The sequence below is a fragment of the Streptomyces dangxiongensis genome, assembly GCF_003675325.1.
GTDB lineage: Bacteria > Actinomycetota > Actinomycetes > Streptomycetales > Streptomycetaceae > Streptomyces > Streptomyces dangxiongensis.
The window spans coordinates 4,843,071-4,869,034 of the sequence record NZ_CP033073.1 but is presented as its reverse complement, the minus strand read 5'-3'; the positions used below and the strand labels follow the sequence as shown (position 1 = coordinate 4,869,034).

The 25,964-nt window shown below is 72.4% G+C and carries 22 protein-coding genes and 1 tRNA gene; 9 read left to right on the top strand and 14 right to left on the bottom strand.

The window, feature by feature from the left end:
• The first annotated feature begins 79 nt into the window (after positions 1-79).
• From D9753_RS21850 to D9753_RS21830, 5 genes are all read left to right on the top strand, one after another.
• Positions 80-550: an Lrp/AsnC family transcriptional regulator gene (locus D9753_RS21850; protein ID WP_205614226.1), complete on the top strand. Its 471-nt coding sequence runs from the start codon at positions 80-82 to the stop codon at positions 548-550.
• An 82-nt stretch (positions 551-632) separates the two neighbouring features.
• Positions 633-1,280 (top strand): ABC transporter permease, encoded by a 648-nt coding sequence (locus tag D9753_RS21845; RefSeq protein WP_121788518.1) that lies wholly within the window; start codon positions 633-635, stop codon positions 1,278-1,280.
• A complete protein-coding gene (locus D9753_RS21840) occupies positions 1,273-2,511 on the top strand; it encodes a betaine/proline/choline family ABC transporter ATP-binding protein (RefSeq protein WP_121788517.1) in 1,239 nt (412 codons plus the stop codon). The genes D9753_RS21845 and D9753_RS21840 overlap by 8 nt, the downstream gene beginning before the upstream one ends.
• Positions 2,508-3,353, top strand: coding sequence for an ABC transporter permease (locus D9753_RS21835; protein ID WP_121788516.1), 846 nt, complete (start codon positions 2,508-2,510; stop codon positions 3,351-3,353). The genes D9753_RS21840 and D9753_RS21835 overlap by 4 nt, the downstream gene beginning before the upstream one ends.
• Positions 3,350-4,309: a glycine betaine ABC transporter substrate-binding protein gene (locus D9753_RS21830; protein ID WP_121788515.1), complete on the top strand. Its 960-nt coding sequence runs from the start codon at positions 3,350-3,352 to the stop codon at positions 4,307-4,309. Before D9753_RS21835 ends, D9753_RS21830 begins: the two co-directional genes overlap by 4 nt.
• A gap of 31 nt (positions 4,310-4,340) precedes the next feature.
• Here D9753_RS21830 and D9753_RS21825 read toward each other — a convergent pair whose 3' ends face one another.
• The 4 genes from D9753_RS21825 to D9753_RS21810 form a co-directional block, all read right to left on the bottom strand.
• On the bottom strand, positions 4,341-5,132 hold the full coding sequence (locus tag D9753_RS21825; RefSeq protein WP_121788514.1) for a S16 family serine protease: 792 nt from the start codon (positions 5,130-5,132) through the stop codon (positions 4,341-4,343).
• A 289-nt stretch (positions 5,133-5,421) separates the two neighbouring features.
• Positions 5,422-6,063: an IclR family transcriptional regulator gene (locus tag D9753_RS21820; protein ID WP_121788513.1), complete on the bottom strand. Its 642-nt coding sequence runs from the start codon at positions 6,061-6,063 to the stop codon at positions 5,422-5,424.
• A 292-nt stretch (positions 6,064-6,355) separates the two neighbouring features.
• Complete coding sequence (locus D9753_RS21815) at positions 6,356-8,155, bottom strand: DEAD/DEAH box helicase (protein ID WP_121788512.1); 1,800 nt, start codon at positions 8,153-8,155, stop codon at positions 6,356-6,358.
• Between the two features lie 357 nt (positions 8,156-8,512).
• Positions 8,513-9,955 carry an MFS transporter gene (locus D9753_RS21810; RefSeq protein ID WP_121788511.1) on the bottom strand — a complete coding sequence of 481 codons (1,443 nt, stop codon included), beginning with the start codon at positions 9,953-9,955 and terminating at the stop codon, positions 8,513-8,515.
• Positions 9,956-10,132: 177 nt separating this feature from the next.
• On the opposite strand from D9753_RS21810, the gene D9753_RS21805 reads away from it, so the two are divergent.
• From D9753_RS21805 to D9753_RS36630, 3 genes are all read left to right on the top strand, one after another.
• A tRNA-Cys gene (locus D9753_RS21805) sits at positions 10,133-10,204 on the top strand.
• A 412-nt stretch (positions 10,205-10,616) separates the two neighbouring features.
• Entirely contained in the window at positions 10,617-11,579 is a 963-nt protein-coding gene (locus D9753_RS21800) for a hypothetical protein (RefSeq protein WP_121788510.1), read from the top strand.
• Positions 11,580-11,699: 120 nt separating this feature from the next.
• Positions 11,700-11,843 carry a hypothetical protein gene (locus D9753_RS36630; RefSeq protein WP_163010758.1) on the top strand — a complete coding sequence of 48 codons (144 nt, stop codon included), beginning with the start codon at positions 11,700-11,702 and terminating at the stop codon, positions 11,841-11,843.
• A 338-nt stretch (positions 11,844-12,181) separates the two neighbouring features.
• Here D9753_RS36630 and D9753_RS21795 read toward each other — a convergent pair whose 3' ends face one another.
• From D9753_RS21795 to D9753_RS21765, 8 genes are all read right to left on the bottom strand, one after another.
• Positions 12,182-13,339 (bottom strand): SUKH-4 family immunity protein, encoded by a 1,158-nt coding sequence (locus D9753_RS21795; protein ID WP_121788509.1) that lies wholly within the window; start codon positions 13,337-13,339, stop codon positions 12,182-12,184.
• A gap of 172 nt (positions 13,340-13,511) precedes the next feature.
• The gene (locus tag D9753_RS38735; RefSeq protein ID WP_276209441.1) at positions 13,512-13,637 is read right to left on the bottom strand and encodes a hypothetical protein; all 126 of its coding nucleotides are present in this window, start codon (positions 13,635-13,637) and stop codon (positions 13,512-13,514) included.
• Positions 13,634-15,943, bottom strand: coding sequence for a xanthine dehydrogenase family protein molybdopterin-binding subunit (locus D9753_RS21790; protein ID WP_121788508.1), 2,310 nt, complete (start codon positions 15,941-15,943; stop codon positions 13,634-13,636). The genes D9753_RS38735 and D9753_RS21790 overlap by 4 nt, the downstream gene beginning before the upstream one ends.
• Positions 15,940-18,216, bottom strand: a complete 2,277-nt coding sequence (locus D9753_RS21785) for a 2Fe-2S iron-sulfur cluster-binding protein (RefSeq protein WP_121788507.1) — start codon at positions 18,214-18,216, stop codon at positions 15,940-15,942. Before D9753_RS21785 ends, D9753_RS21790 begins: the two co-directional genes overlap by 4 nt.
• Complete coding sequence (locus D9753_RS21780) at positions 18,213-19,106, bottom strand: FAD binding domain-containing protein (protein WP_121788506.1); 894 nt, start codon at positions 19,104-19,106, stop codon at positions 18,213-18,215. The genes D9753_RS21785 and D9753_RS21780 overlap by 4 nt, the downstream gene beginning before the upstream one ends.
• Before the next feature lie 224 nt (positions 19,107-19,330).
• Positions 19,331-20,968, bottom strand: coding sequence for a beta-N-acetylhexosaminidase (locus tag D9753_RS21775; protein ID WP_121788505.1), 1,638 nt, complete (start codon positions 20,966-20,968; stop codon positions 19,331-19,333).
• A gap of 198 nt (positions 20,969-21,166) precedes the next feature.
• Complete coding sequence (locus D9753_RS21770; protein WP_121791220.1) at positions 21,167-21,460, bottom strand: DUF3039 domain-containing protein; 294 nt, start codon at positions 21,458-21,460, stop codon at positions 21,167-21,169.
• 29 nt (positions 21,461-21,489) lie between these two features.
• Complete coding sequence (locus D9753_RS21765; protein ID WP_163010757.1) at positions 21,490-22,062, bottom strand: YqgE/AlgH family protein; 573 nt, start codon at positions 22,060-22,062, stop codon at positions 21,490-21,492.
• A gap of 266 nt (positions 22,063-22,328) precedes the next feature.
• Here D9753_RS21765 and murA point away from each other — a divergent pair, with 266 nt between their 5' ends.
• Positions 22,329-23,669: a UDP-N-acetylglucosamine 1-carboxyvinyltransferase gene (murA, locus tag D9753_RS21760; RefSeq protein WP_121788503.1), complete on the top strand. Its 1,341-nt coding sequence runs from the start codon at positions 22,329-22,331 to the stop codon at positions 23,667-23,669.
• 171 nt (positions 23,670-23,840) lie between these two features.
• Here the strand turns inward: murA and D9753_RS21755 are convergent, their stop codons facing one another.
• Both D9753_RS21755 and D9753_RS21750 read right to left on the bottom strand, forming a co-directional pair.
• Positions 23,841-24,122 carry an HU family DNA-binding protein gene (locus D9753_RS21755; protein ID WP_023550134.1) on the bottom strand — a complete coding sequence of 94 codons (282 nt, stop codon included), beginning with the start codon at positions 24,120-24,122 and terminating at the stop codon, positions 23,841-23,843.
• Positions 24,123-24,497: 375 nt separating this feature from the next.
• Positions 24,498-25,913 carry an NAD-dependent malic enzyme gene (locus tag D9753_RS21750; protein ID WP_121788502.1) on the bottom strand — a complete coding sequence of 472 codons (1,416 nt, stop codon included), beginning with the start codon at positions 25,911-25,913 and terminating at the stop codon, positions 24,498-24,500.
• Between the last annotated feature and the right edge of the window lie 51 nt (positions 25,914-25,964).

The window sequence follows — 25,964 nt, the reverse complement described above, 5'->3', positions numbered from 1 at the left end:
GTTATGGCTGGGCAATCAGACCAGTGATACGCGCATTCGGGCGGGCTTTCTGTACAGGCTGACCATCTCGGGGGGTCCCGTGGCGATCGATCATCTGGACGGACGCATCATCGTGCTGCTGGCCGAGGAGCCGCGCATCGGGGTGCTGGAGATGTCCCGGCGGCTGGGTGTCGCCCGGGGCACGGTGCAGGCGCGCCTCGACCGGCTTCAGTCGAACGGAGTCATCCGCGGATTCGGCCCCCAGGTGGACCCGGCGGCTCTCGGCTACCCGGTCACCGCGTTCGCCACGCTGGAGATCCGCCAGGGCCAAGGGGTCGACGTACGGGCCCACTTGGCGAGCGTGCCGGAGGTACTGGAGCTGCTGACCACCACCGGCAACGGAGACATGCTGTGCCGCCTGGTGGCCCGCTCCAACGCCGATCTCCAACGGGTGATCGACCGGGTTGTCGGCTTTGATGGCATTGTCCGGGCGTCCACGACGATCGTCATGGAGAACCCCGTTCCGCTGCGGATCATCCCGCTGGTGGAGCAGGCGGCCCTCGGTGAGTGAGCCGACGGGCCGTACTCCGGGCGGACCAGTTGTACCACCGCGTCCGGCGCAGGGACGCGGCCGACCCTGGGGGTGAGCGCGGGTGAGCTTCTGGGAGTACCTGGCCGGCCGGCACCAGCAGCTACTCACGGACGCCTACCAGCACGCCTCCGCGGTCTTCCAGTGCATGGTCCTGGCGACCGCGACCGGGGTGCTCCTCGCCATCGCCACCTACCGCACCGAGTGGGCCGGCAACCTCGCCACCACCGTCACCTCCACCCTGCTCACCGTCCCCTCCCTCGCCATGATCGGTCTGCTCGTCCCGGTGGTCGGCCTGGGCGTGCCGCCCACGGTGATCTCACTGACGCTGTACGGGCTGTTGCCGGTCGTGCGGAACGCGATCGTGGGCCTGCGCGGCGTGGACCCGGCACTGGTGGACGCGGCGCGCGGCATCGGCATGTCGGCGCCCGTGCGGCTGGTACGGGTGGAGCTGCCGCTGGCCTGGCCGCCGATCCTGACCGGCATCCGGGTCTCCACGCAGATGCTGATGGGCATCGCCGCGATCGCCGCCTACGCCTCCGGCCCCGGCCTCGGCAACGAGATCTTCCGCGGGCTCGCCTCCCTGGGCAGCAGGAACGCGCTGAACCAGGTGCTCGCGGGCACGCTCGGGATCGTCATCCTCGCCCTGTTGTTCGACGCCGCGTACGTGCTGCTCGGCCGGCTGACCATCCCCAGGGGGATCCGTGTCTGAGGCATCCGTCGCCGGGGCGGCCATCGAGCTGGAGAACCTCACCAAGCGGTATCCGAACAGCGCCCAACCGGCCGTGGACAACGTGAGCATGGAGATCAGGGCGGGCGAGACGGTCGTCTTCGTCGGCCCGTCCGGCTGCGGGAAGTCCACGACGCTGAAGATGATCAACCGGTTGATCGAGCCGACCGGCGGACGCATCCGCATCGGCGGCGAGGACGTCACCGGCATCGACCCGGTACGGCTGCGCCGCAAGGTCGGGTACGCCATCCAGTCCTCGGGCCTGTTCCCGCACATGACCGTCGCCCAGAACATCGCTCTCGTACCGAGGATGACCGGCTGGCCGAAGCAGCGGATCCGCGACCGGGTCGAGGAGATGCTGGACCTGGTCGGGCTCGACCCGGGCGAGTTCCACGGCCGCTATCCGCGCCAGCTCTCCGGCGGCCAGCAGCAGCGCGTCGGCGTGGCCCGGGCGCTCGCCGCCGACCCGCCGGTGCTGCTGATGGACGAGCCGTTCGGCGCGGTCGACCCCATCACCCGCGACCACCTCCAGGATGAGCTGATCCGGCTCCAGCGCGAACTGCACAAGACGATCGTCTTCGTCACCCACGACTTCGACGAGGCGATCAAACTGGGCGACCGGATCGCGGTGCTGCGCGAACGCTCGCACATCGCCCAGTTCGACACCCCGGAGGCGATCCTCACCAACCCCGCCGACGACTTCGTCTCGGGTTTCGTCGGCGCCGGCGCGGCCCTGAAACGGCTCAACCTGACCCGGGTGCGGGATGTGGAGATGCGGGACTACCCGACGGTGACCGTCGACACCCCGCTCCAGCAGATCTTCGGCGACCTGCGCGGCAGCGGCACCAACGAGATCCTGCTCCTCGACAGGCGCGGCCGGCCCTACAAGTGGCTGCGGCGCGGCGACCTGATGCGGGCCCGCGGCTCGCTCGCCCGCGCGGGCACCCTGGTGCACGACACGGTGACCCGGGACGCCACCCTCCGGGACGCCCTGGAGGCCGTCCTGACCGACAACGCGGGGCGGGTCGCGGTGACCGGGCGGCGCGGCGAGTACATCGGCGTCGTCGACATGGAGACGCTGATGAACTCCGTGCACGAACTGCTGGAGGCCGACCGGCTGGAGGCCATCGAGGCCCAGCACGAGCTGATGGAGGCGCGCGCCACCCAGACCCACTTCGAGCAGGAGGGCCACGGAGCGGAGAAGAAGGCGTGAGCACCGTCCGGCCCCCCGAGGGCGAACGCGAGGACCCCGGCGCCCGCCACGACGCGGACGGGGCGGAGCGGGAGACCCCGCCCCCGGCCCGGGGCGCGCCCCGACGGCGGCTGTCCGGGGGGCGGCTGACCGTGCTGCCCGCGTTCCTGGCCGTCGTGCTCCTCGCGACCTGGCTGTGGTTCCGGCAGGCCGACCTGGACACGATCTCCCGGAACGCGCTGTCCGGCGGCCAGGTCTCCGAGGCACTGTGGCAGCACGTGCGGCTGACGGTGATCTCCACCTTCTTCGTGCTCGTCATCGCCATCCCGCTGGGCATCCTGCTGACCCGGCGGGCGTTCCGCAGAGCCACCCCGGCGGCCATGACCCTGGCCAACACGGGCCAGGCGACCCCCGCGATCGGCCTGCTCGCCCTCCTCGTCATCTGGCTCGGCACGGGGACGAGGGCGGCCCTGATCGGGATGATCATCTACGCCATCCTCCCGGTCCTCTCCAACACGATCGCCGGCCTGCGGGCCAACGACCCGACCCTGCTGGAGGCGGCCCGCGGCATCGGCATGTCACCGCTGGGCGTGCTCACCCGGGTCGAACTCCCCCTCGGCGTCCCGCTGATCCTCGCCGGCGTCCGCACCGCGCTGGTCCTCAACGTCGGTACGGCGACCCTGGCGACCTTCGGCGGGGGCGGCGGCCTCGGCACCCTGATCACCACCGGCATCACCACCCAGCGCATGCCGGTGCTGGTCCTCGGCTCGCTCCTGACCGTGGCACTCGCCCTGCTGGTGGACTGGCTGGCCTCGCTGGCGGAAGTGCTGCTGCGGCCCCGGGGACTGGAGGCGGGCCCATGAGACGCCGAGCCAGCCTGCTGCTGGCCGCGCTGCTCGTCGTACCGTCCGGCTGCGGGCTGACCAGCGGCTCCCCCATGGCCGACGACGTCCGCCCCGGCTCGATCGGGCGGGGACGGCCGCTCGCGGGGGCCCACCTCACCGTCACCTCCAAGGAGTTCACCGAGCAGTTGATCCTCGGCGCCATCATGGGCATCGCCTTCCAGGCGGCCGGCGCGGACGTCCTCGACCGGACCGGCATCCAGGGGTCGATCGGTTCCCGGGAGGCGGTCCGCAACGGGGACGCCGACGCCCAGTTCGAGTACACGGGCACCGGCTGGATCACCTACCTGGGCAACAACAGTCCGATCCCCGACGCGCACCGGCAGTGGCAGGCCGTGCGGGACGCCGACCTGCGGAACGGGCTCACCTGGCTGCCGCCCTCCGACCTGAACAACACCTACGCGCTCGCCATGAACCGGGCGCACTTCGCCGAGTACCGCACGAGAACGCTGTCCGACGTGGCCGCGCTGGCGAAGAAGGACCCCGGCGCCGTCACCCTGTGCGTGGAGGGCGAGTTCGCCAACCGGGCCGACGGGCTGCCCGGCATGGAGAAGGCGTACGGCATGCGCATCCCGGCGGGCAACGTCACGCAGATGGACACCGGCATCATCTACACCCAGGTGGCGAAGGGCAGTTGCACCTACGGGGAGGTGTTCACCACCGACGGCCGCATCAGGTCGATGCACCTGGTGGTGATGGAGGACGACAAGAAGTTCTTCCCCGACTACAACGCCACGCCCGTGGTCAACACGAAGGTGCTCAGGAAATGGCCGGCCATCGCCGGCGTCATCGGGCCCGTCACCCGGAGACTGGACAACACGGTGGCGCAGACCCTCAATGCCAGGGTGGACGTCGACGGCCAGGACCCGCACCAGGTGGCGCTGGACTGGATGCGGCAGGAGGGGTTCGTGAAATAGCGGCCCGGCACGGAGCCCTCCCGGTGTCCGCCTAGCAGCTCGGGACCGGCCCCTTGCCCTTCTCCAGGGCCACCAGGGAGTCGACCGCGCCCTTCAGCGTGGTCACCGGGACCAGCCGCAGGCCCTTCGGCAGCTCCGACCCGGCGTCGGCGCACTCCGCCTTCGGCACCAGGAAGACGGTGGCCCCGTCCCGGCGCGCGGCCTGTGTCTTCAGGGCCACCCCGCCGACCGCGCCGACCTTGCCGTCGGCGTCGATCGTGCCGGTACCGGCGATCGTGCGGCCACCCGTGAGGTCGCCGCCGCTGCCGTCGCCGTCCAGCTTGTCCACGATGCCCAGGGTGAACAGCAGTCCCGCGCTGGGCCCGCCCACGTCGGCGAGGTTGAGCGACACGCTGACCTTGTCGGCGCTCAGGTGCAGGTACTTCAGCGCCGCCTGGGCCGCCGCGTCCTGCGACTGCCGCATCTGCGCCGCGTTGTGCCGCTCGATCTCCTTGACGGTGTCACCGCTCGGGTAGACCGAGCCGCGCGGCATGACGGCCCGGTCGGTGCGGAACCAGTTGCCGAGCATGTCGCCGAGGGACACGCGGGCGTCCGGGCCGGTCGCCTCGATCGTGGTCATGCGCAGTTGCCCGCTGGTCCTCCGGGTCGCCGCGCCGGAGACGCTGATCACCGGGGTGCCCTTGTTCTCGCCGAGCACGTTCGCCGTCATGCCGGGCTGCGCCACCGAGAACGGCAGCGGCGCGAACACGGCCGTGGCGATCAGGGCCACGACGGGCAGCGCGCAGACGGCGAGGGCCTGGAGGCGTGTGAGACGTGAGAGCACGAAGTCAATCTAACGTGCGTCCCCACCCCGCCCGCGCGGCACGGACCGCGCACCGAACGGGGCGCACAGGTCCGGTGTCCGCGGGCGTACGGTCCCGCGACCGCCGGCATACGGTCCCGCGTCGGGGGCCGCTCACGGGGACACGGGTGAGCAGGGACTCGACAGAGGCCGGACCCGGGCACGACCAGGGGGCGGACCCGGGCTGGCTCGACCAGGGGGCGGACCGGGGCTGGCTCGGCCAGGGGACGGACCGGGGCGGACCGGGGTGGACCGGTGCTCGGTCCGCCGGTCAGCGCAGGGCCTCCGCGACCTCTCGTGCCGCCTCCACCACCCGCGGTCCCACGCGCTCCGGCACGGAGTCCGTCAGCATCACCACACCCACACTGCCCTCGACCCCGGTGACCCCGACCAGCGGCGCCGCGGCCCCGCTCGCCCCCGCCTCCAGCTCGCCGTGCGTGAGCGTGTACCCGGGATCGGCGGACGGCGACTGCCGCGCGGCGAGGATCGCCCGGCCGGCCGCGCCCCGGTCCAGGGGGTGGCGGAACCCGGCCCGGTAGGCCACGTGGTAGTCCGTCCACGTCGGCTCCACCACCGCCACGGCCAGCGCCTCCGAACCGTCGACCAGGGTCAGGTGCGCGGTCGCCCCTATGTCCTCGGCGAGCGACCGCAGCGCGGGCAGCGCGGCCTCCCGTACCAGCGGATGCACCTGCCGGCCCAGCCGCAGCACCCCGAGCCCTACGCGGGCCCGGCCGCCCAGGTCTCGCCGTACCAGCGCATGCTGCTCCAGCGTGGCGAGCAACCGGTAGACCACGGTCCGGTTCACGCCCAGTTTCGTGGACAGCTCGGTGACGGTCAGTCCGTGGTCGGTGTCGGCGAGCAGTTTGAGGACGCGCAGTCCCCGGTCGAGCGTCTGAGAGGTCTCCGCGGTCACGACGCCCACTCCTTTGGTGGTGAGGCCGACGGCCCCTGAGCGGCGGATGCGTCGTCGAGTCCCGTCGGCGACGCGCTTCAGAGGCCGCCGATCGGCAGGACGGCCCGGCGGCTGGCGGGCCGAGTCGCTTCACGGCTGCGCTCCGCGGCGGCGCTGCCACGGGGCGTGTGCGTAGCGGGACAGTAGCGAAGCCGGTTCGCTGAGCGGAAGGCTTCGTCCAGAATCCGGGCAGGCCCGGATCCGGCCTGCCTGCATTCGTCCGGATACGCACGGCCCCCGACGTGGGGGGACGTCACCGCATCCGCGTGGCCCACTCCTGCACCTTCGCAATGCGCTGCCGCAACTGCCCCGCGGTCGCCTCCGCGCTCGGCGGCCCCCCGCACACCCGTCGCAGCTCGGTGTGGATCACCCCGTGCGGCTTGCCGCTCTGGTGCACGTACGCGCCGACCATCGTGTTGAGCTGCTTGCGCAGCTCCATCAGCTCCTTGTGCGTGACCACCGGGCGCCGCTCGGCGGGAACCTCCAGCAGATCGGCCTCGGTGTCCGGCTTCTTCCGGCTGTGCGCGATCTGCCGGGCCTGCCGCTTCTGGAGCAGCATCTGCACCTGGTCCGGCTCCAGCAGTCCGGGAATGCCGAGGTAGTCCTGCTCCTCCTCGCTGCCGGGGTGGGCCTGCATGCCGAACTCGGCGCCGTCGTACAGCACCCGGTCGAAGACGGCGTCGGACTCCAGCGCCTCGAAGGGCAGCATGTCCTGATCGCCGGTGTCCTCGTCCTGCTGCTTGTTCGCCTCCTCCATCTCCTTCTCGGAGTCGGCGTACGGGTCCTCCTCGCCCTCCTTCTTCGGCTTGTCGAGGGCGTGGTCCCGTTCCTTCTCCATCTCGTTGGCGAAGGTCAGCAGGTCGGGCACGGTCGGCAGGAACACGGACGCGGTCTCGCCGCGCCGCCGGGACCGCACGAAACGCCCGACGGCCTGCGCGAAGAACAGCGGGGTGGAGATCGTGGTGGCGTACACCCCGACCGCGAGCCGCGGCACGTCGACGCCCTCCGACACCATGCGTACGGCGACCATCCACCGGTCGTCACCGTCGCTGAACTCGTCGATCCGCTTCGACGCGCCGACGTCGTCGGAGAGGACGAGCGTCGCCTTCGTACCGGTGATCTCCCGGATCAGCTTCGCGTACGCGCGCGCGGAGTCCTGGTCGGAGGCGATGACGAGCGCGCCCGCGTCCGGGATCGCCTTGCGCACCTCGGTCAGCCGCTGGTCGGCGGCGCGCAGCACGCTCGGCATCCAGTCGCCGCGCGGGTCGAGGGCCGTACGCCAGGCCTGGCTGACCGCATCCTTGGTCATCGGCTCGCCGAGCCGGGCGGCGACCTCGTCACCGGCCTTCGTACGCCAGCGCATGTTGCCGCTGTAGGAGAGGAAGATGACCGGCCGGACGACCCCGTCGGACAGCGCGGACCCGTATCCGTACGTGTAGTCCGCGGCGGATCGCCGGATGCCGTCCAACCCCTCCTCGTACGTCACGAAGGGGATGGGGTTGGTGTCGGACCGGAACGGCGTACCGGTCAGCGCCAGCCGGCGGGTGGCGGGCTCGAAGGCCTCCAGACAGGCCTCGCCCCACGACTTGCTGTCGCCGGCGTGGTGGATCTCGTCGAGGATGACGAGGGTCTTGCGCTGCTCGGCGCGGTTGCGGTGCAGCATCGGACGGACACCGACACCGGCGTAGGTGACGGCGACCCCGTCGTACTCCCGGCCGAGGGGACCCGCGCTGTACTCGGGATCCAGCTTGATCCCGATCCGCGCCGCGGCCTCCGCCCACTGCTTCTTCAGATGCTCGGTGGGCGCGACGACGGTCACCTGCTGCACGACGTGGTGGTGCAGCAGCCAGGAGGCGAGGGTCAGCGCGAAGGTGGTCTTGCCGGCGCCGGGCGTGGCGACGGCGAGGAAGTCACGCGGCTGCTCCTGGAGGTACTTCTCCATCGCCCCCTGCTGCCAGGCGCGCAGCTTGCCGGCGGTACCCCAGGGGGCCCGGCCCGGGAACGCGGGCGACAGGTGGTGGGAGTGGGCGGAGGAAGCGGCGGTGGTAGTCACGGTCTCCGTGCATGAGGTCGAATCGAGGGGGCCGCGCGCGGTGGGTGACGGGCGGGCGGCTCGGCTACGTAGGACAACCGGGCCACCCTACCGGCGCCGCCGGTCCGGTCACGCCCGGACGAGGCCGGCCCGGCCCCGGGTGGGACCCACGTCACAACCGCCGCGCCGGCCCCACGATCACGGCCGCTTCCCGCTCCCCACCGGACGGCACGCCGCTGACCAGGCCGCACGCCGTGCCCCGCCCGCAGCGGTTCCCGCCTCGCCCATCGCCTCCCCCTGCCCGACGGCACGCCGCTGACCGAGCCGTACGCCGTGCCCCGCCCGCCGGCCGCCCGCAGGGGCTCCCGCATCGCCCGCTCACCGCTGCCGCAGGCGGCGCGTCACCCACGTCCCGGCCAGCGCGACCACCGCCGTCGGCAGGAAGACGGCGGCGAAGGCGGCGGGATGACCGGCGCCGGCCGGCGTCGCCGTGGAGGTGCCGGCGGCCGTGCTGCCGCCGCCCAGGGCCGCGAAGGCCGCGCCGGTCGCGGCCAGCAGGACGACGTTCGACAGCGCGTCGGAGATCTGGAGGGCCGCCGAGTTCGCGCCGGCCTCCTCCGGGGCGGAGAGCTGGAGCAGCAGCACACTCGTGGAGGAGATCACCAGCCCCATCCCGAAGCAGCCCACGGCCCAGGCGACGGCGACCGTCCACACGGGCACGGAGTGCACCAGCACACTCGGTGCGGTCACGATCGCAACGGCGACCAGCACCATCCCCACGGTCACCAGCCGCTCCCGGTACGGCGCCACGCGCGCCCGCGACTGCACGAACGACCCCAGCGCCCACGTGACGCCGCCCGCGGCCAGCGAGAACCCGGCGAGCGTCGGCGACAGCCCGCGCTGGGTGACGAGCATCAGCGGCACGAAGGACTCGGCGGCGATGAACGACCCGGCGGACAGCCCGCGCAGCAGCACGACGGAGGGCAGGCCGCGGGCCGCCCGGTAGGTGCCGCGGGGCAGCAGCCCGCGGACGGCGGGCACCAGCAGCGCGGCACCGGCCAGCCCCGGGAGCACCGACAGGGGGCGCAGGTCCTGGGCGGCGTACTGGAGCAGCCCGGCCCCCAGGGAGATGCCCAGGGCGAGCCGGATCCGCCGCCGGTCGAAACCGTTGGCCCCGGTCTCCTCGTCCACCGGGCCCGACGCCCGCCGCCGTATCTGCGGCAGGGCGAGCGCGAGGGGGAACACGACGAGCGCCGGGATGCCGAGGAACACCCAGCGCCAGCCGAGGTGCTCGGTGACGGCGCCGGAGGCGAGGGGGCCGACGATGGACGGTACGACCCAGCCGGCCGCGAAGGCCGCCATGATCGCGGGCCGCAGCCGGTCGGGGTAGGCGCGGCCGACGACGACGTACAACGCCACGATGACCAGTCCGCCCCCCAGCCCCTGGACGGCCCGCCCCAGGATGAACACCCACATCACCTGGGCCGTCCCGGCGACGACCAGGCCCGCCGCGAAGGCGCCGATGCCCGCGGTGAGCGGGCTCAGGGGGCCCCGCCGGTCGGACCACTGTCCCGCGAGGACCATGCCGAACAGGCTGGTCGTGAAGTACCCGGAGAAGGCGAACGCGTACAACGCCACGCCGTCGAGTTCCCGCGCCGCGACGGGCATCGCGGTGCCCACGGCTGTCGCCTCGAACGCGATGAGCACGACGACGGACACGATCCCGACGCTGAGCGCCCGGTAGGCCCGGCTCAGCACGCCGTCGTCCCGCCCGAGGGGTGGTTCGAGGACAGCGGGGTCACGGGATTCGAGGGCACTCATGAACGCCAGAGTAAGGCCCGCAACAGACCTTCGCCCCTGTCAGTAGCCCGACCGTCCCTCCGCCCTTGGTCCTACGCCCCGGGTCCCCCCATGAACGCCGTATGGCAGTCCCGTTGCAGCCCGGTCATCCCCCTTGAGCCCCACACCCCCACCCCCGTACGTTCATCTCACGAACACGGCCGTGTGCCCGAGTGGTTCAGGGGCTCGCCTGCAAAGCGAGTTACGTGGGTTCGATTCCCGCCACGGCCTCCGACTGCCTGACCAGGCAAAAGGAACGGGCGGCTCCCTCCGGGGTGCCGCCCGTTCGCTCGCCCATCTCAGTTTCCGTCTCGGTCGGAGCGCCAACGCCCTTCCACGGGGCGGCACACGCTGACCGTGGCAGCCCAAAGGCAGTGGGCAGTAGCCGTAGCTCTGGGCCCGGCCGACACCTGTAAGCGAGGGAACGCCCAGGCTGGGAGCCTCTGCACTCAACTCCGGCCTGCCATCAAGGCCCGCCGTAGGAGAAATTGCTCGCGAACAAGTGTGTTAATCGGATAGCTTTTCTCCGATCGGCCGACGTCGCGCCTGACCAGCGCTGAATGACGGGCGGCCGGACTACGGAGGGGAAAACAACTTGAAGAGGACAACGGTCCGTCGTTTCACACGAACGGGCGCTACAGCCATGCTCGCTGCCACGGTGATGGCTGGCACCGTTGCCGGCGCGTCGGCGGCCGACGGCTCACCGACCACACCCGCGGAATCGGCACCGCACATCGTCAGTGCAGCCCAGTACACCGAGGAAGGCGGCGCGGACCCGCAATCCATGGCGCCTGTCGGCGAGGTGTCACCGGCCCAGGGCGCCAGCGTGCAGGAACTTACCAACCTGTTGGCCAAGACAACCGGGCTCGACCTCTTGCAGGCGCCCGCAGTCGCGGACTACGAGAAGGTCGGTCAGTCACTCACGTTCAGCCTCGGAGACGAGAATGTCGTGCGCCCGCTGAACATCACCCGCCTGACCGTCCACGGAGACGTACCGTCGTCGGTGCTCTCATCCGATGGCGACACGACGCAGACGACTACGCTGCCCAGCGGCAGTCAGCTATTCACCGCTGTGGGCGACGACGGCGTGAGGGTCAGCACTCTGTCCCGGGACGGCCAGCTCACCCAGTGGGAAGCCCCGGCCATCTCGGCACAGCACACCTACAGCACCGAGGACTTGGTGCGCTGGGCCACCACGGTTGACGAGCAGAATGTTCCGGCCTCGCACTCCCCGACTCCAGGCGTCACTCGGGCAGCCAAGCCTCACTGCCAGCTGATCCACAGCAACGCGCCGTATCTGCACGGGGGCTACACGCACATCCAGGCTGACGCGCAGATGCTGTGCAACCAGCGAGGTAAAGGCAACTTCGAAGCCTCGCTGCGCCAGTACCAGGGGCTCAGCATCTGGAGGACCAAGGACGTCCGGGGATACACGAACACGCAGGGCCAGAACTTCTCGCTCCTCCTGCACTATGACTGCTCACGGCTCACCACCAGTGGGTGGATCTACCGCGAGGACATCGGTAACGCGACCCTACGCAACGGCAACGGCTACTGGGGAGACCACAACGTCTGGTCCAAAACAGCCACGATCCACTGCGCGTAGAACACCCTGCCCCTTCCAGCGGCTATCGTGGGTGCGCGGGGACACGGGCCAGGCGCGCTCCGATGAATGGGGAAACGGGTGCAGAACGAGCAACACCGCCCTGATTCAGCGGATCTCGTCGTGGCCGGATGCGGATGGCTGCTCATCGTGGCCGTGATCTCCCTGCCCGGCCTCCTGTTGAAAGACGGACCGCTGACCGCATACATGGCCACTGTGGGCGGACTGATCGGCTTCCTCTGGGCGCGCAAGAGGCTGCACCGCTGACGGGCCTTGTTCTCTGACCTGAATCACCCTGGGCAAGCCGGAACTTCCGGCTTGCCCAGACCTGTAGCTACTCAGTCGCCAACGTGCGATCTATGACTCCTAGTCCGTCTCGGTCTTCCAGATCAGGCCGTCCACATGCCTCGCGATGCCGACGTACGGCGTCCACCATGTACTGGTACCGGGCGGCCATGGCCGTGGTTGACCACCCCATGAGACCCATGACCCGTCATTCGCACCCCCTCCATCACCGTGTGCGCCGACCTCGTCACGCACAACGGTAGGGAGGGTGGGGCGGGCCAAGTGGCCGGATGCGGGGAAATGGACCGGGGCCCGGGGCCTTAGAACACGCCGCTCGTCTCGTTCTGGAAGAGGTCCGTCCAGTAGTGCCAGGTGGTGGACGGCAGGGTGCCCGTGGGGTCCAGGGTGTCGAGGGTCTCGATCATGGCGGCGGCCAGGTGGTCGTAGGCGTGGGTCGCCAGTTCGTGGCCGAGGTGGGCGTCGATGGTGCGCTCGTGGTGGACGAGCCACAGGGTGAAGGCCAGGGTGGAGACGTCGGTGTTGAGGGGGTGGAGCGTCGCCTCCGGCTCGTCGAAGGTGAGGACCGCGCCCGTTCTGCCGTCGACCAGCAGGCTGGTCTCCTCCGGCAGGCAGCCGAGGCGGATCAGGTGGTCGCTGTGGGCGGGGAGCCGGTCCACGGGGTAGCCGGCGCGCTCCTGCGTGACGTACTCCCGCAGTGTCGGCAGCGGCACGTCCGTGTCGGCGTGGAAGAGGACCGCCTCCTCCGGCAGCCCCGTCCCCCGCAGGAAGCGGCGCGTCGGTTGGTGCGTGAGCGTCGCCGGGAAGTCGACCTCCTCGAAGCGGGCCACCCTGCCGTGCCCGAACTGCTGGTCCAGGAGGCGCGCGGGGAGGTCGAGGGTGAGCCCGGACACCGTGCCGGGACCGGCGATGAGGGAGAGCGGGCGGATCAGTGCCGCCGCCTTCCAGTACGGCGGGACCTCGCCGCCCGTGCCCTCCTCGAAGAGGGCGAGGAGGCGGCGGGAGGCCTCGGTCACCGTCTCCGGGCCGTACTGTCCCGCCAGGGCGGCGAACCGGCCGCGCAGGCCCGCGAGTTCCTCGGTGACGGCGGCGAAGCGCAGCAGCGTGTGCAGGGAGGGCGCGAAGGGGCGGGCGGCGGACGGGGCACCGAGGCGGGCCGTCGTCAGCTCGCCGGTGACGCCGTCGAGCAGGATCGACTCGCGCTCCATGCCGGCCGGGGTGAGCAGTTCGCCTATGACCAGGCGGCTGCGCAGTTCCTCGGCCAGGCCGAGGGGGCCGTCCGTGGCGTCGGCGAGCGTGCGCAGGCCGTACGTGCGCAGCGGGGAGAAGGTCAGCGGACCGGTGTCCGCGGGCAGGCCGGGCCCGGTGAGCAGGCCGCGCGTCGGTGCGTGGGTGACGTAGCGGTCCAGCTCCGCCTCGGTCAGTGTGATCGCCGGGATCCCGGCCTCGGTCGTGCTCATCGCTCCCCCGCGATCTCCCCTGTGCGTGACAGGCGTGCGTACCCTGTCGTACGCGGCGCCCGGTCAGGTGCCCCGACTGCTCCGCACACTACGCCGCCCCACTGACAACGGCCCCCACCAGCAAGGACGTCGGGAGGGCCGGGGCCGTTGCCCGCCGGGGCGAGGCCGTCCGTCAGATGAGGTAGACACCGCCCAGCACGACGGCCAGCGCCGCCGCGGCGAACAGCAGGATCCAGAGGACCAGCTTGCCCGCACCGGGCGGGGGTTCGTAGCGGGGCTCCTGACCGGGAGTGCTCACCGGTCCGTGACCACGGCCGCCTGGGGGCGGATCGGGAGGCGGTTGACCGGGCGGCCGGTGGCGGCGCGGACGGCGGAGGCGATGGCCGCCGGGGCCGTCACCACCGGGACCGCGCTGACCGACTTGGCGCCGAAGGGAGCGACGACGTCGCGTTCCTCGACCAGTCTGACGATGCGGATGTCCGGGGCGTCGAGGGCGGTCGGCAGGGCGTAGCCGGTCAGGTCGGGGTGGCGGACCAGGCCGCGCGGGGTGCGGAGGTTCTCGGTGAGCGCGATGCCGACGCCCTGGGTCACGCCGGCCTCGATCCGGGCCGCCAACTGGGCCGGGTTGAGGATCCTGCCGACGTCCTGGGCCACCGCCAGCTCCACCACGCGGACCGAGCCCAGCTCGATGTCGACGTCGACCACCGCGCGGATCGCGCAGAAGGCGAGCCCGACGAAGGCGTCGCCCTGGCCGGAGGCGTCCAGCGGCTCGGTGGGGTGCGGGCGGCACTGGGCCGTCGCCCACAGCTCCTTGCCGTCCAGCGCCTCGGTGACCGTCGTGGACAGCACACCGTCGTACGAGGTGATCTTGCCGTCGGTGATCTGGAGCAGCTCGGTGGACATGCCGAAATTGTGGGCGAGAGGCTGGAGCAACTGGGTGCGGACCATCTTCGCCGCCCGCTCCACCGCGCCGCCCGACACCCAGGTGTGCCGGCTCCGGCAGCCCGGGCCGGCCGGCGGCTGGTCGGTGTCGACCGGGGCGACGTGGACCTCCTCGATGCCCAGGGTGTCCTGCACGATCTGCCGGGCGAGGGTGGCGAAGCCCTGGCCGGTCTCCACGGCCGCGCACAGTACGGTCGCGATGCCGTCGTGGACCTTGACCGTCGCCGTGGACACCTCGTCGGCGCCCTCCGCGCCCAGCATGTGCACCATGCCCAGGCCGTAGCCGACGCCCCGGCGCACCGCGCCGGGCTCGCCCGCGCCCTCGGGGCCGCCGGGCAGCAGCCAGTCCTCCTCGGGCATGTCCTTGGGCAGCGCGGGCAGCGGGGCGTCCCGGACGGCCTGGAGGAGTTCGGCGACCGGCGCGGGGCAGGTCACGGTCTGCCCGATCGGCAGGACGTCACCGGTGGCGAGGACGTTGCGCAGGCGCAGCTCGGCCGGGTCCAGGCCGAGTTTCTTCGCGAGCTTGTCCATCTGGGCCTCGTAGGCGGCGCACACCTGGAGGGCGCCCTCGCCGCGCACGTGGCCGGAGGGCGGGTTGTTGGTGCGGACGGCCCAGCCCTCGATGAAGGCGTTCGGGACGACGTACGGGCCGCACGCGAAGGAGACGGCGGCGGCGAGGGCCTGCGCGGAGGTGTCGGCGTAGGCGCCCGCGTCGAGCAGGATCTGCGCCTCGACCTTGACCAGCCGGCCCTCGGCGTCGGCGTGGTGGCGGTAGCGCAGCAGGGTGGGGTGGCGGTGGGCGTGGCCGAGGAAGGACTCCTCGCGCGTGGCGGTGAGTTTCACCGGGCAGCCGGTCCTGAGCGCGAGCAGGCCCAACGGGAGCTGGAAGCCCTGGTCCTCGCGGTCCGCCGTGGCGCCGGGCACCCCCGTGACGACGATCTTCACCCGGTCGGGGGACAGGCCGTAGCAGGCGGCGGCCGTGTTGCGGTCGGTGTGCGGGTCGGTGGAGGCGAGGTACAGCTCCACACCGCCGTCGGGGCGGGGCACGGCGAGGCCGGCCTCGGCGCCGATGGGGGCGGGGTCCTGGCGGCCGATGCGGTACAGGCCCTCGACGACGATGTCGCCGGCCGCCTCCGGGTCGCCGTGGTGCAGCGGGATGTGCCGGATCAGGTTGCCGTCGGGGTGCAGCGGCTCGGCCTCGAAGGCCTGTTCGGGATCGGTGACGGGGTCCAGCACCTCGTACTCGACGATGACGGCGGCGGCGGCCATCCGCGCGGTGTCCGGGTGGTCGGCGGCGACCGCGGCGATGGGTTCGCCGTGGTGGCGTACGACCTCCGAGGCGAACACCGGCCGGTCGGGCGTGCCCCGGCCGTGGCGGGGCGTGCCGGGGACGTCCTCGTGGGTGATGACGGCGCGGACGCCGGGCATCTCACGGGCGTGGGTGGTGTCGATGGACACGATGCGCGCGTGCGCGTGCGGGGAGCGCAGCACGGCCGCCCACAGCAGGCCCTCGGCCCACAGGTCGGCGGCGTACGGGAAAGTGCCCTCGGTCTTCGCACTGGCGTCGGCGTGCGGCAGGGAGACGCCGAGGCCGTGCGGCGACGGCTCGGCCTCGGGAGCGGGTTCCGCCGCGGTGGTCGCGATGCCGGCCTCGTTGCTCACGCCTGGCCTCCGTCCTGCCCGTAGTGCTGGTCCTGCGGTCCGGGCGCGCCGTACGCGTCCGGAGTGTCGCCGTACGCGTCCCGCGGGTCGCCGTAGCCGTCGGGGGTGTCGCCATAATCCTCGGGGGCGGCGTCGAACGGGGGCGGCGCGTGCGGTGCGGGCGGCGAGCCGAACGCTCCCGGTGCCTCGAACGCCGACGGGTGGACGCCGCCGGAGCCGGGGCCCGCCTGGCGCGGGATACGCGCCTCGTCCGCGTCCGTCCCGGGGCCGGCCTGGGACGCCTCGCGCTCGGCGACGACCTCCTTGACGGCCTCCAGCACGCCGCGGTAGCCGGAGCAGCGGCACAGGTTGCCGCACAAGGCCTGCCGGGTCTCCAGCTCGGTGGGCGCCGGATTGCCCTCCAGCAGGTCGTGCACGGTCATCGCGATGCCGGGCACGCAGAACCCGCACTGCACGGCACCGCAGCGGGCGAGCGCGCGCTGGACGTCGGAGGGCTCCCCCTCGGCGGCCAGGCCCTCGACCGTCCGCACCTCGCTGCCGGCCGCGGTGACGGCCGGGACCAGGCAGGAGGCCACGAGCCGGCCGTCGACCTGCACGTTGCAGGCCCCGCACTCGCCCTGCGAGCAGCCGTCCTTGGCACCCGCGAGGCCGAGCCGTTCGCGCAGCACGTACAGCAGCGACTCGCCGATCCAGGCGTCGGAGACCGGCCGGTCGGTGCCGTTGACGCGCAGCATGTAGGAGGCGAGGGGGTGGTCGTCGTGCGGCGGGAAGGGCACGGCGTCCGGCTCCCCGGCGCCGTCGGGGGCGGCGTCCTGGACGTGCTGGACGTCCCGGCTGTCCCGGGTCTCTTCGGCGCTGTCCCGGGTCTCTTCGGCGTCCGTGCCCGCCTGGGCGTCCTGGCCGGTGTCCTCGGGGCTGTCCGGGCCGGTCTCCTCGGCGGGACTGCCCGAGGCGGGCGCGTCGGCGGCGGGCTGCTGCGGCTCGGGTGCCTCCGCATCCGCGGGATGCGGCTCCGCCGGGGCGTCCGGGTCCAGGGGGGCGGCCGTGGCCGCCGCTGTCGCGGGCCGCGGGGCGGGCGCGGGGTCCGTGGGCTCCTCGTGGCCCGCCGGAGCGTCACCGGGGCGCTCAGGGGCCTGGGCGAGGCCGTGGGCCTCCGGTTCCGGCTCCGTCTCCGTGTCCGTCTCCGGTACGGCAGCGGGCTCCGCGGGCGGAAGCGCCGCACTGAACGCGGCCTGTGTCGCCGCACCGCCGTGCGGATCGTCGTCCGCACCGGCATCCGCGCGGCCGGCCCCGGCCGGACCAGGGTCGGGGTGACCGTCGTCCCGATGCGCGCCGTCCCCACGGTCGTCGTCGACGTGGCCGTTCCCGGCGTAACCGCTCCCGGCGTAACCGCTCTCGGCGTGACCGGCCCCCTCGGGGCCGAAGTCACCGTGACCGGCCGGGCCCTGCCCGTGCCCGTCCTGCCGGACGTACCCGTCCTGCCGGACGTACCCGTTCTCCGGTACGTACCCCTCGTCGGGCACATAGCCCTCGTCCGGGACGTACCCGTCGTCGGGGACGTACCCGTCGTCCGGGACGTACCCGTCGTCCGGGACGTACCCGTCCTCCCGCGCGAACCCGTCCCGCGGCACGCGCGTGTCCGGCGCCGGGGCCGTGGCGGCGCCCGCCGGGTGGGTGCCGGTGTGGTCGGACGGGCCGGGGTGGCCGGGGTCGGCCGGCTGGGCCGGGGGCGCGTCCCAGGGGTGGCCCGCGCCGTCCGTCGCCCAGGGTGCGGGCGCGCCGCCGGGCAGCGTGGCCGGCGGAGTGCCGCCCCACTGCTCGACCAGCGAGGACGTCGTGAACTCGCCGGACTCGTCCGGCAGGTCGCCGCCGGCGACGGGGATGGACCACTGCCCGGTGACGTCGTGTCCCGGGGCGGCCGGTGCCGCGGGCTCCTCGAAGGTCCAGTGCTGGGTGGCACCGGGCCGGTAGGTGAAACGGTCGTCCGCGGCCTGCGGCGGGGCCGGCGTGGCGTTCGGGTCGGGCCAGTGGGCGTCGCCCCCGGGCGCGGGCCACGCGTCCGGGGCGCCGTCGGTGGGCGCGGCCGTGATCCGCGGCGGCACATAGCCGTGTCCGGGCGCGGCAAGCGGGCTGTCGCCGGACAGCAGTGCGTCGATGCCGCCCTCGGGGAGCCGGACGAAGGCGGTGGCGCCGTCGTCGTAGTCACCCTGCGGCAGCGGGTCCCAGCGGCCGCCGCTCTGGGGCGTGCCCTCTCCGTGCTGGTCGTCGGTCACGACAGCGCCCTCCCCAGTGCTCGTCGGGCCAGCGCGGCGACGGTGCGCCGCAGGTGCAGTACGGCGGGCGGAAGCGGGGTCACCGAGCCGTCGGGCTCGGGGGCCGGGTCGGGGATGCAGGCCGCGGCGACGTACTCGCCGAAGGCGCGCAGGGCCTCCGGGACGAGGGCGCGGTCGTTGTCCCAGTCGATGAGCTGCGCGACCCACTGCTCGGCCTCCAGGGGCCGCAGCGGCATCGGCGCTATGGCTCCGACGGCGCAGCGCACGCCGCGCCGCGCGGGGTCGAGGACGAGGGCGACGGAGGCCAGCGCGCGGCCGGGGCCGGTGCGTCCGGTGGCCTTCACGAAGACCTGCGGGGCGTGCAGCAGCGGCACGCGCACGTAGCCGATGAGTTCGCCGCCGCGCAGCATCTCCATGCCGGCCAGCAGGTGCGACACCGGGATCTCCCGGCGGGCTCCGCCCGGGCCCGCGATGACCAGGGTCGCTTCCAGGGCGGCGAGCACCGGCAGGGCGTCCCCGGTGGGGGCGGCCGTGGCGATGTTGCCGCCCAGGGTGCCCGCGTTGCGGATGTGCGGCGGGCCGGCGGCGCGCGCCGCGGCGGCGAGCGCCGGGATCAGGGCCGCGAAGTCGGGGCGGCCCATGCGGGCGTGGGTGAGGCCGGCGCCGAGCAGTGCGTGGCCGTCCTGGTACTGCCAGCCGCGGATCTCGCTGATCCGGCCGAGGCCCACCAGGGCGGCGGGCCTGAGCTGCCCGGAGTTGACGGCGGCCATCAGGTCGGTGCCTCCCGCGACGGGGACGGCGGCGGGCAGGGCGGCGAGGGCCGCCACGGCCTCGTCCAGCGTCGTGGGCAGCGTGACGGCCTGCGCCGCCTGCGGTGCGTGCGTGGTCAAACCGGCTGCCCCTTCCCGCTGCCCCACCTGGTCCCGCCTGTGCTGCCGTACGGTACGTGCTGACAGGGCGGACGACGCAACTCTGGCACATCTTCGCAAGGCTCGAACGCGGGGGTCCGCTAGGAGGCATTCGCCCACCTCATCGGGGAGATGGTCCGGTTTGGCATGGCATCACCGGTGCGTGCGGATTGCCACTCTTCGGTGATACTGACGGGGTTTTTCCGTTACCTGTTCGGGGGCGGTCCCTCGATCGGGCGGCCGGGCACGCCGGGGCGCCGCTGCCACGGCCGGGGCCCGGTGGGCGGCCGGTAGCCGACGCCGAGCGCGTCAAGTCGCCGGTAGTGGGCGGTCATCCGGCGTTCGAAGTCCGCGTAGTCCCGGTCCGCCGGGGCGGGCAGCCGGCTCCAGGCGACCTCGGCGAACGCCGCGAGCCGGGGGAACGCCTGGTAGTCGACGCGCGCGGAGTCCTCCAACGCCTCGGTCCACACGTTGGCCTGAGTGCCCAGCACGTGCCGGGCCTCCTGGCCGGTGAGTCCGGCGGGCACGGGTTCGAAGCGGTAGACGTCCTCCAGGGTGCGCACGAAGCCGATCGGCACCGGTTCGTCCGCGCCAGGGGCCTGCCGGTGGTCCAGGTACACGTACTGCTCCGGGCACATGACCACGTCGTGGCCGGCCCGGGCGGCGGCGGTCCCGCCCGCGTAGCCCCGCCAGGAGGAGACCGCCGCGCCCGGGGCGAGCCCGCCCTCCAGGATCTCGTCCCAGCCGATGAGGCGGCGTCCGCGCGCGGCGAGCCAGGCGTCGAAGTGGCCGATGAACCAGGACTGCAACCCGGCCTCGCCGGCGAGGCCGAGGTCGGCGATGCGGGTCTTGGCGGTCACGGACTCGGCCCACTGCTCCTTGGGGCACTCGTCGCCGCCGATGTGGACGAACTCCGAGAAGCCGGCGGCGTCCGCGGGGAACAGCTCCAGGACCTCCTCGAGAACGCCCTCGTAGAAGCGCAGGGTGGTGTCGGTGGGGGCCAGCACGTTGGCGGAGATGCCCCAGGTGTCCCAGACGGCGAGGGCGGTGGTGTCGACGACGTCGGTGTTGCCGAGTTCGGGGTACGCGGCGATGGCGGCCTGCGAGTGGCCCGGTACGTCGATCTCCGGGACGACGGCGATGTGCCGGTCGGCGGCGTAGGCGACGATCTCCCGGATGTCGTCCTGGGTGTAGTGACCCCCGTGCGGTTTCTCCTCCCAGAGCGGTGAGGCGCGGTGGCCGAACTTCGTCCGTGGCCGCCAGGATGCTTTTTCGGTCAGTTTCGGGTAGCGCTTGATCTCGATGCGCCAGCCCTGGTCGTCCGTCAGGTGCAGGTGCAGGACGTTGACTTTGTGCGCGGCCATCAGGTCCAGGTAGCGCAGCACGCCGTCCTTGGGCATGAAGTGCCGGGCGACGTCGAGGAGGAGGCCGCGCCAGCGGAACCGGGGGGCGTCCTCGACGGTCCGGCAGGGGACGCGGAGGGCGGCGTCGGGCCGTACGGGGGCGCGCCGGAAGGCGTCGGGGCCGAGGAGCTGGCGCAGGGTCTGCGCGCCCCAGAACACCCCGGCGGACCCACCGCCGCGGATCTCGACGCCCCGGCCGGTGCCGGCGACGAGCCGGTACGCCTCCGGTTCCAGGGTGTCGTCCACGACCAGTTGTACGCCGCCGGGGGCGTCCCGGGGTCCGGGGCGCAGCGGCAGGCCCAGGGCCGCGCCGAGCGTCGCGCGCAGCCAGCGTTCGGCGCGTTCCGCGCCCGGACCGGCCCACAGGGTGGTGCCGGGGCCGAGCGGCACGCCGTCGCCCGCCGGTTCCTCGACGGCGCGCGGCGCCGGAATCAGTTCCATGACCTCAACCCCTCACCCAGCGGTGCGTTGCGCTCTGCGCAACAGCGGCTTCTCTGCACACAACGCCCCGAAGGCTAGGGAGTGCGGCGGCACCCCCACAAGAGGTCTGGACCACTCAGGTGCGCGGGAACGCGGAGATCCCCGGGACGCGCCTCACGCGCGTCCCGGGGATCCCGTCGCTCACTGCCGGTCCGGGGCCTACTTGTCGCCGCCCTTGCCGCCCTTGCCCTTGTCGTCGCCGCCGCTGCCCATGGATTCGTAGATCTCCTTGCACATGGGACACACGGGGTACTTCTTCGGGTCGCGGCCCGGCACCCAGACCTTGCCGCACAGCGCCACGACGGGGGTGCCGTCGAGGGCGCTCGCCATGATCTTGTCCTTCTGGACGTAGTGGGCGTAGCGCTCGTGGTCACCGTCGCCGTGGGACACCTGTGGCGTCGGCTCTACGAGGGTCCCCGTACCAGTCCCGCGCTCGGGCTCGAGAGTGCTCATACCGCCCAGGGTACTGAAGCTCACACGCATCAGTTGAGCGACGGGTCGTCCGGATACGTGGCCACCATCGCCAGCTCGCTGCGCTGACGGCGCAGCACTTCGCGCCACAGCCGCTCCGGGGCCGGCGAGGACACGTCACCCGGCTCGGACTCCACGACGTACCAGGCGCCCTCCACCAGCTCGTCCTCCAGTTGGCCCGGGCCCCAGCCGGCGTAACCGGCGAAGATGCGCAGCGAGCCGACCGAGGAGGCGAGCAGTTCCGGCGGGGCCTCCAGGTCGACCAGCCCGATCGCGCCGTGCACCCGCCGCCAGCCGAGCGGGGCGCCGCCACCGTCGGCGTCGCCGGGGATCACCGCGATGCCGAGCGCCGAGTCCAGCGAGACGGGGCCGCCCTGGAAGACCACGCCGGGCTCACCGGCGAGGCCGGCCCAGCCCTCCAGGATGTCGCCCACGTCCACCGGTGTGGGGCGGTTGAGGACGACACCGAGGGAGCCCTCCTCGTCGTGGTCGAGAAGGAGCACCACCGCACGGTCGAAGTTCGGGTCCGCCAGGGCGGGCGTGGCCACGAGCAGCCGCCCTGTGAGCGAGGACACCTCGGTCATGCCAGACATGATCCCGCATCTTCCCCTCGCGTGGGGAGCCAATCAGGTGGACGCAGCTCAGGGCGCGGGGAGCCGCCCCGGCGCGCGCGGCGGCCCGGTGACCCCTCGTGCCCGGAAGGGAACGGTTCGTGTTGTGACACGGCCATGACGCGATTGGGCGGTCCTCGGGCTTACGGCCGAGGGGTGATCGGCGATTACCCTGTCTTCCCGGCCCCTGCGCACAGTGATCGGCCGGCCCCTGACCAACTCATCGGAACGCGAGATTCATGACCGTCAACGACGATGTCCTGCTTGTCCACGGCGGAACCCCGCTGGAGGGCGAGATCCGTGTCCGCGGTGCGAAGAACCTCGTGCCGAAGGCCATGGTCGCCGCCCTGCTGGGCAGTGAGCCGAGCCGACTGCGCAATGTTCCGGACATCCGTGACGTGCGGGTCGTCCGCGGCCTGCTCCAGCTCCACGGGGTGACGGTCCGCCCGGGTGAGGAGCCCGGTGAGCTGGTGCTCGACCCGACGCGCGTCGAGAGCGCCAACGTGGCCGACATCGATGCCCACGCGGGTTCCAGCCGTATTCCGATCCTCTTCTGCGGCCCGCTGCTGCACCGTCTCGGCCACGCGTTCATCCCGGGCCTGGGCGGCTGCGACATCGGCGGCCGGCCCATCGACTTCCACTTCGACGTGCTGCGGCAGTTCGGCGCGACCATCGAGAAGCGGGCCGACGGCCAGTACCTGGAGGCGCCGCAGCGGCTGCGCGGCACCAAGATCCGGCTGCCGTACCCGTCGGTCGGCGCGACCGAGCAGGTGCTGCTGACGGCCGTGCTCGCCGAGGGCGTCACCGAGTTGTCCAACGCGGCCGTCGAGCCGGAGATCGAGGACCTCATCTGCGTGTTGCAGAAGATGGGCGCGATCATCGCGATGGACACCGACCGGACGATCCGCATCACCGGTGTGGACAAGCTCGGCGGCTACGACCACCGTGCCCTCGCCGACCGGCTGGAGGCCGCGTCCTGGGCGTCGGCGGCGCTGGCGACCAACGGCAACATCTACGTCCGCGGCGCCCAGCAGCGCTCGATGATGACGTTCCTGAACACCTACCGGAAGGTGGGCGGTGCCTTCCGGATCGACGACGAGGGCATCCGGTTCTGGCACCCCGGCGGCCAGCTCAAGTCCATCGCCCTGGAGACGGACGTGCACCCCGGCTTCCAGACGGACTGGCAGCAGCCGCTGGTGGTGGCGCTCACCCAGGCCACGGGCCTGTCGATCATCCACGAGACGGTCTACGAGTCCCGCCTCGGCTTCACCTCCGCCCTGAACCAGATGGGCGCGCACATCCAGCTCTACCGCGAGTGCCTGGGCGGCTCGGACTGCCGTTTCGGCCAGCGCAACTTCCTGCACTCCGCGGTCGTCTCCGGGCCCACCCGGCTCCAGGGTGCCGACCTGGTCATCCCCGACCTGCGCGGCGGTTTCTCGTACCTCATCGCGGCCCTGGCCGCCGAGGGCACCTCCCGCGTCCACGGCATCGAGCTCATCAACCGCGGCTACGAGAACTTCATGGAGAAGCTCGTCGAACTCGGCGCGAAGGTGGAGCTGCCGGGCAAGGCCCTCGGCTAGGCCTCACCGACGGCGAAAGGGCGGCCCCCTCGATGGGAGGGGGCCGCCCTTTTCGGCGTCTTCGGCTGAGGCGCCCCAAAGGAGCGCGGGGAACTGCGCGACCAGCCACATCGGACCCGCAGTCGCCCACGACACTCACGTGGGACGGCGCTCAGAGCGGAGCGCTTACGCTTACTTGCCCTTGGCGGCTTCCTTGAGCTTGCTGCCCGCGGTCACCTTCACGCTGTAGCCGGCCGGGATGTTGATGGGCTCGCCGGTCTGCGGGTTCCGCGCGGTGCGAGCGGCACGGTGGGTGCGCTCGAAGGTCAGGAAGCCGGGGATGGTGACCTTCTCGTCGCCCTTGGCGACGATCTCGCCGACGGTCTCGGCGAACGCGGCCAGCACGGCGTCGGCGTCCTTGCGGGTCACCTCGGCGCGGTCGGCCAGCGCGGCCACCAGCTCACTGCGGTTCATGTTGTTACTCCCGTGTATTTCTTGCCGTTGGGGTGTGCCACGCGGCTCAGTCGCCCGAGGCACTGCGATGCCGATGCGCTCGCGCCCAGGGACGCATCCTGCCCCTACCTGCGGCGGGAAAGCCAATCCGGCACCCGTAGGAGTCGTGAGAACACCCTGGGGAGTCACACGAAAAGCGCCTGCTCGGCCGTCACCCTAGAGCGCACCCGGCATCCGTCGGTTCCACGACGCGCCGGTGCGGGGGGCAGCCGTGGCGATGCTCACAGCCGCGCGACCGCCCCGCACACCGTGGCGCACGCCCTGTCACACGCCGGGCACACCCCGTGTCGCACGCGGTGGCACACGCCGTGACGCACGCGGTGTCGCGCGCCGTGTCTAGGCCGTCGCGCCGGCCGCCTTGGCGGCCTCGCGGACCGCGCCGGCCACGGCGCCCGCGACCTTGTCGTTGAAGACGCTCGGGACGATGTAGTTCGGGTTCAGCTCGTCCTCGCTGACCACGTCGGCCAGCGCCTTCGCGGCGGCCAGCATCATCTCGGTGTTCACCGTGCGGGACTGCGCGTCCAGCAGGCCGCGGAAGACGCCCGGGAAGACCAGCACGTTGTTGATCTGGTTGGGGAAGTCGGAGCGGCCGGTGGCCACGACGGCGGCCGTCTGGCGGGCGATCGCGGGATCCACCTCGGGGTCCGGGTTCGCGAGCGCGAACACGATGGCGCCGTCGGCCATGGCGGCCACGTCGTCGCCGTCCAGGACGTTCGGGGCGGAGACGCCGATGAAGACGTCGGCGCCGTGCACGGCCTCCTTCAGGGTACCGGTGAGGCCCTCGGGGTTGGTGTTGTCGGCGATCCAGCGCAGCGGCGAGTCGGCCGGGGCGTCCACCAGGTCCTCGCGGCCCGCGTGGACGACACCGTGGATGTCGGCGACGACGGCGTTCTTCACGCCGGCGGCGATCAGCAGCTTGAGGATCGCCGTACCGGCCGCGCCGGCGCCGGACATGACCACCCGGATGTTCTCGATGGCCTTGTCCGTGACGCGCAGGGCGTTGGTCAGGGCGGCGAGGACGACGATGGCGGTGCCGTGCTGGTCGTCGTGGAAGACGGGGATGTCCAGGGCCTCACGCAGCCGGGCCTCGATCTCGAAGCAGCGGGGGGCGGAGATGTCCTCGAGGTTGATGCCGGCGAAGCCGGGGGCGATCGCCTTGACGATCGCCACGATCGCGTCGGAGTCCTGGGTGTCCAGGCAGATCGGCCAGGCGTCGATGCCGGCGAAACGCTTGAAGAGGGCCGCCTTGCCCTCCATGACGGGCAGCGCGGCCTTGGGGCCGATGTTGCCGAGGCCGAGCACGGCGGAGCCGTCCGTCACGACCGCAACGGAGTTGCGCTTGATGGTGAGGCGGCGGGCGTCCTCGGGGTTCTCGGCGATGGCCATGCAGACGCGGGCCACACCCGGCGTGTAGATCATGGACAGGTCGTCACGGTTGCGGATGGGGTGCTTCGACGCCATCTCGATCTTGCCGCCGAGGTGCATCAGGAACGTACGGTCCGAGACCTTGCCCAGCGTGACGCCCTCGATGCCGCGCAGCTTCCCGACGATCTCCTCCGCGTGGGCCGTGGAGGTGGCCGCGATGGTGACGTCGATACGGAGCTTCTCGTGACCGGACGCGGTGACGTCGAGGCCGGTGACCGAGCCTCCGGAGGACTCCACGACGTTGGTGAGCTGCGAGACGGCGGTTCCGCTCGCGGGCACCTCCAGCCGGATCGTCATCGAGTAGGAGACGCTGGGCGCCGTTGCCATGGCCGACTTCCTCTGCTTTCACCGTGTCGCTAGTTGTGCCGTCCGATCGTC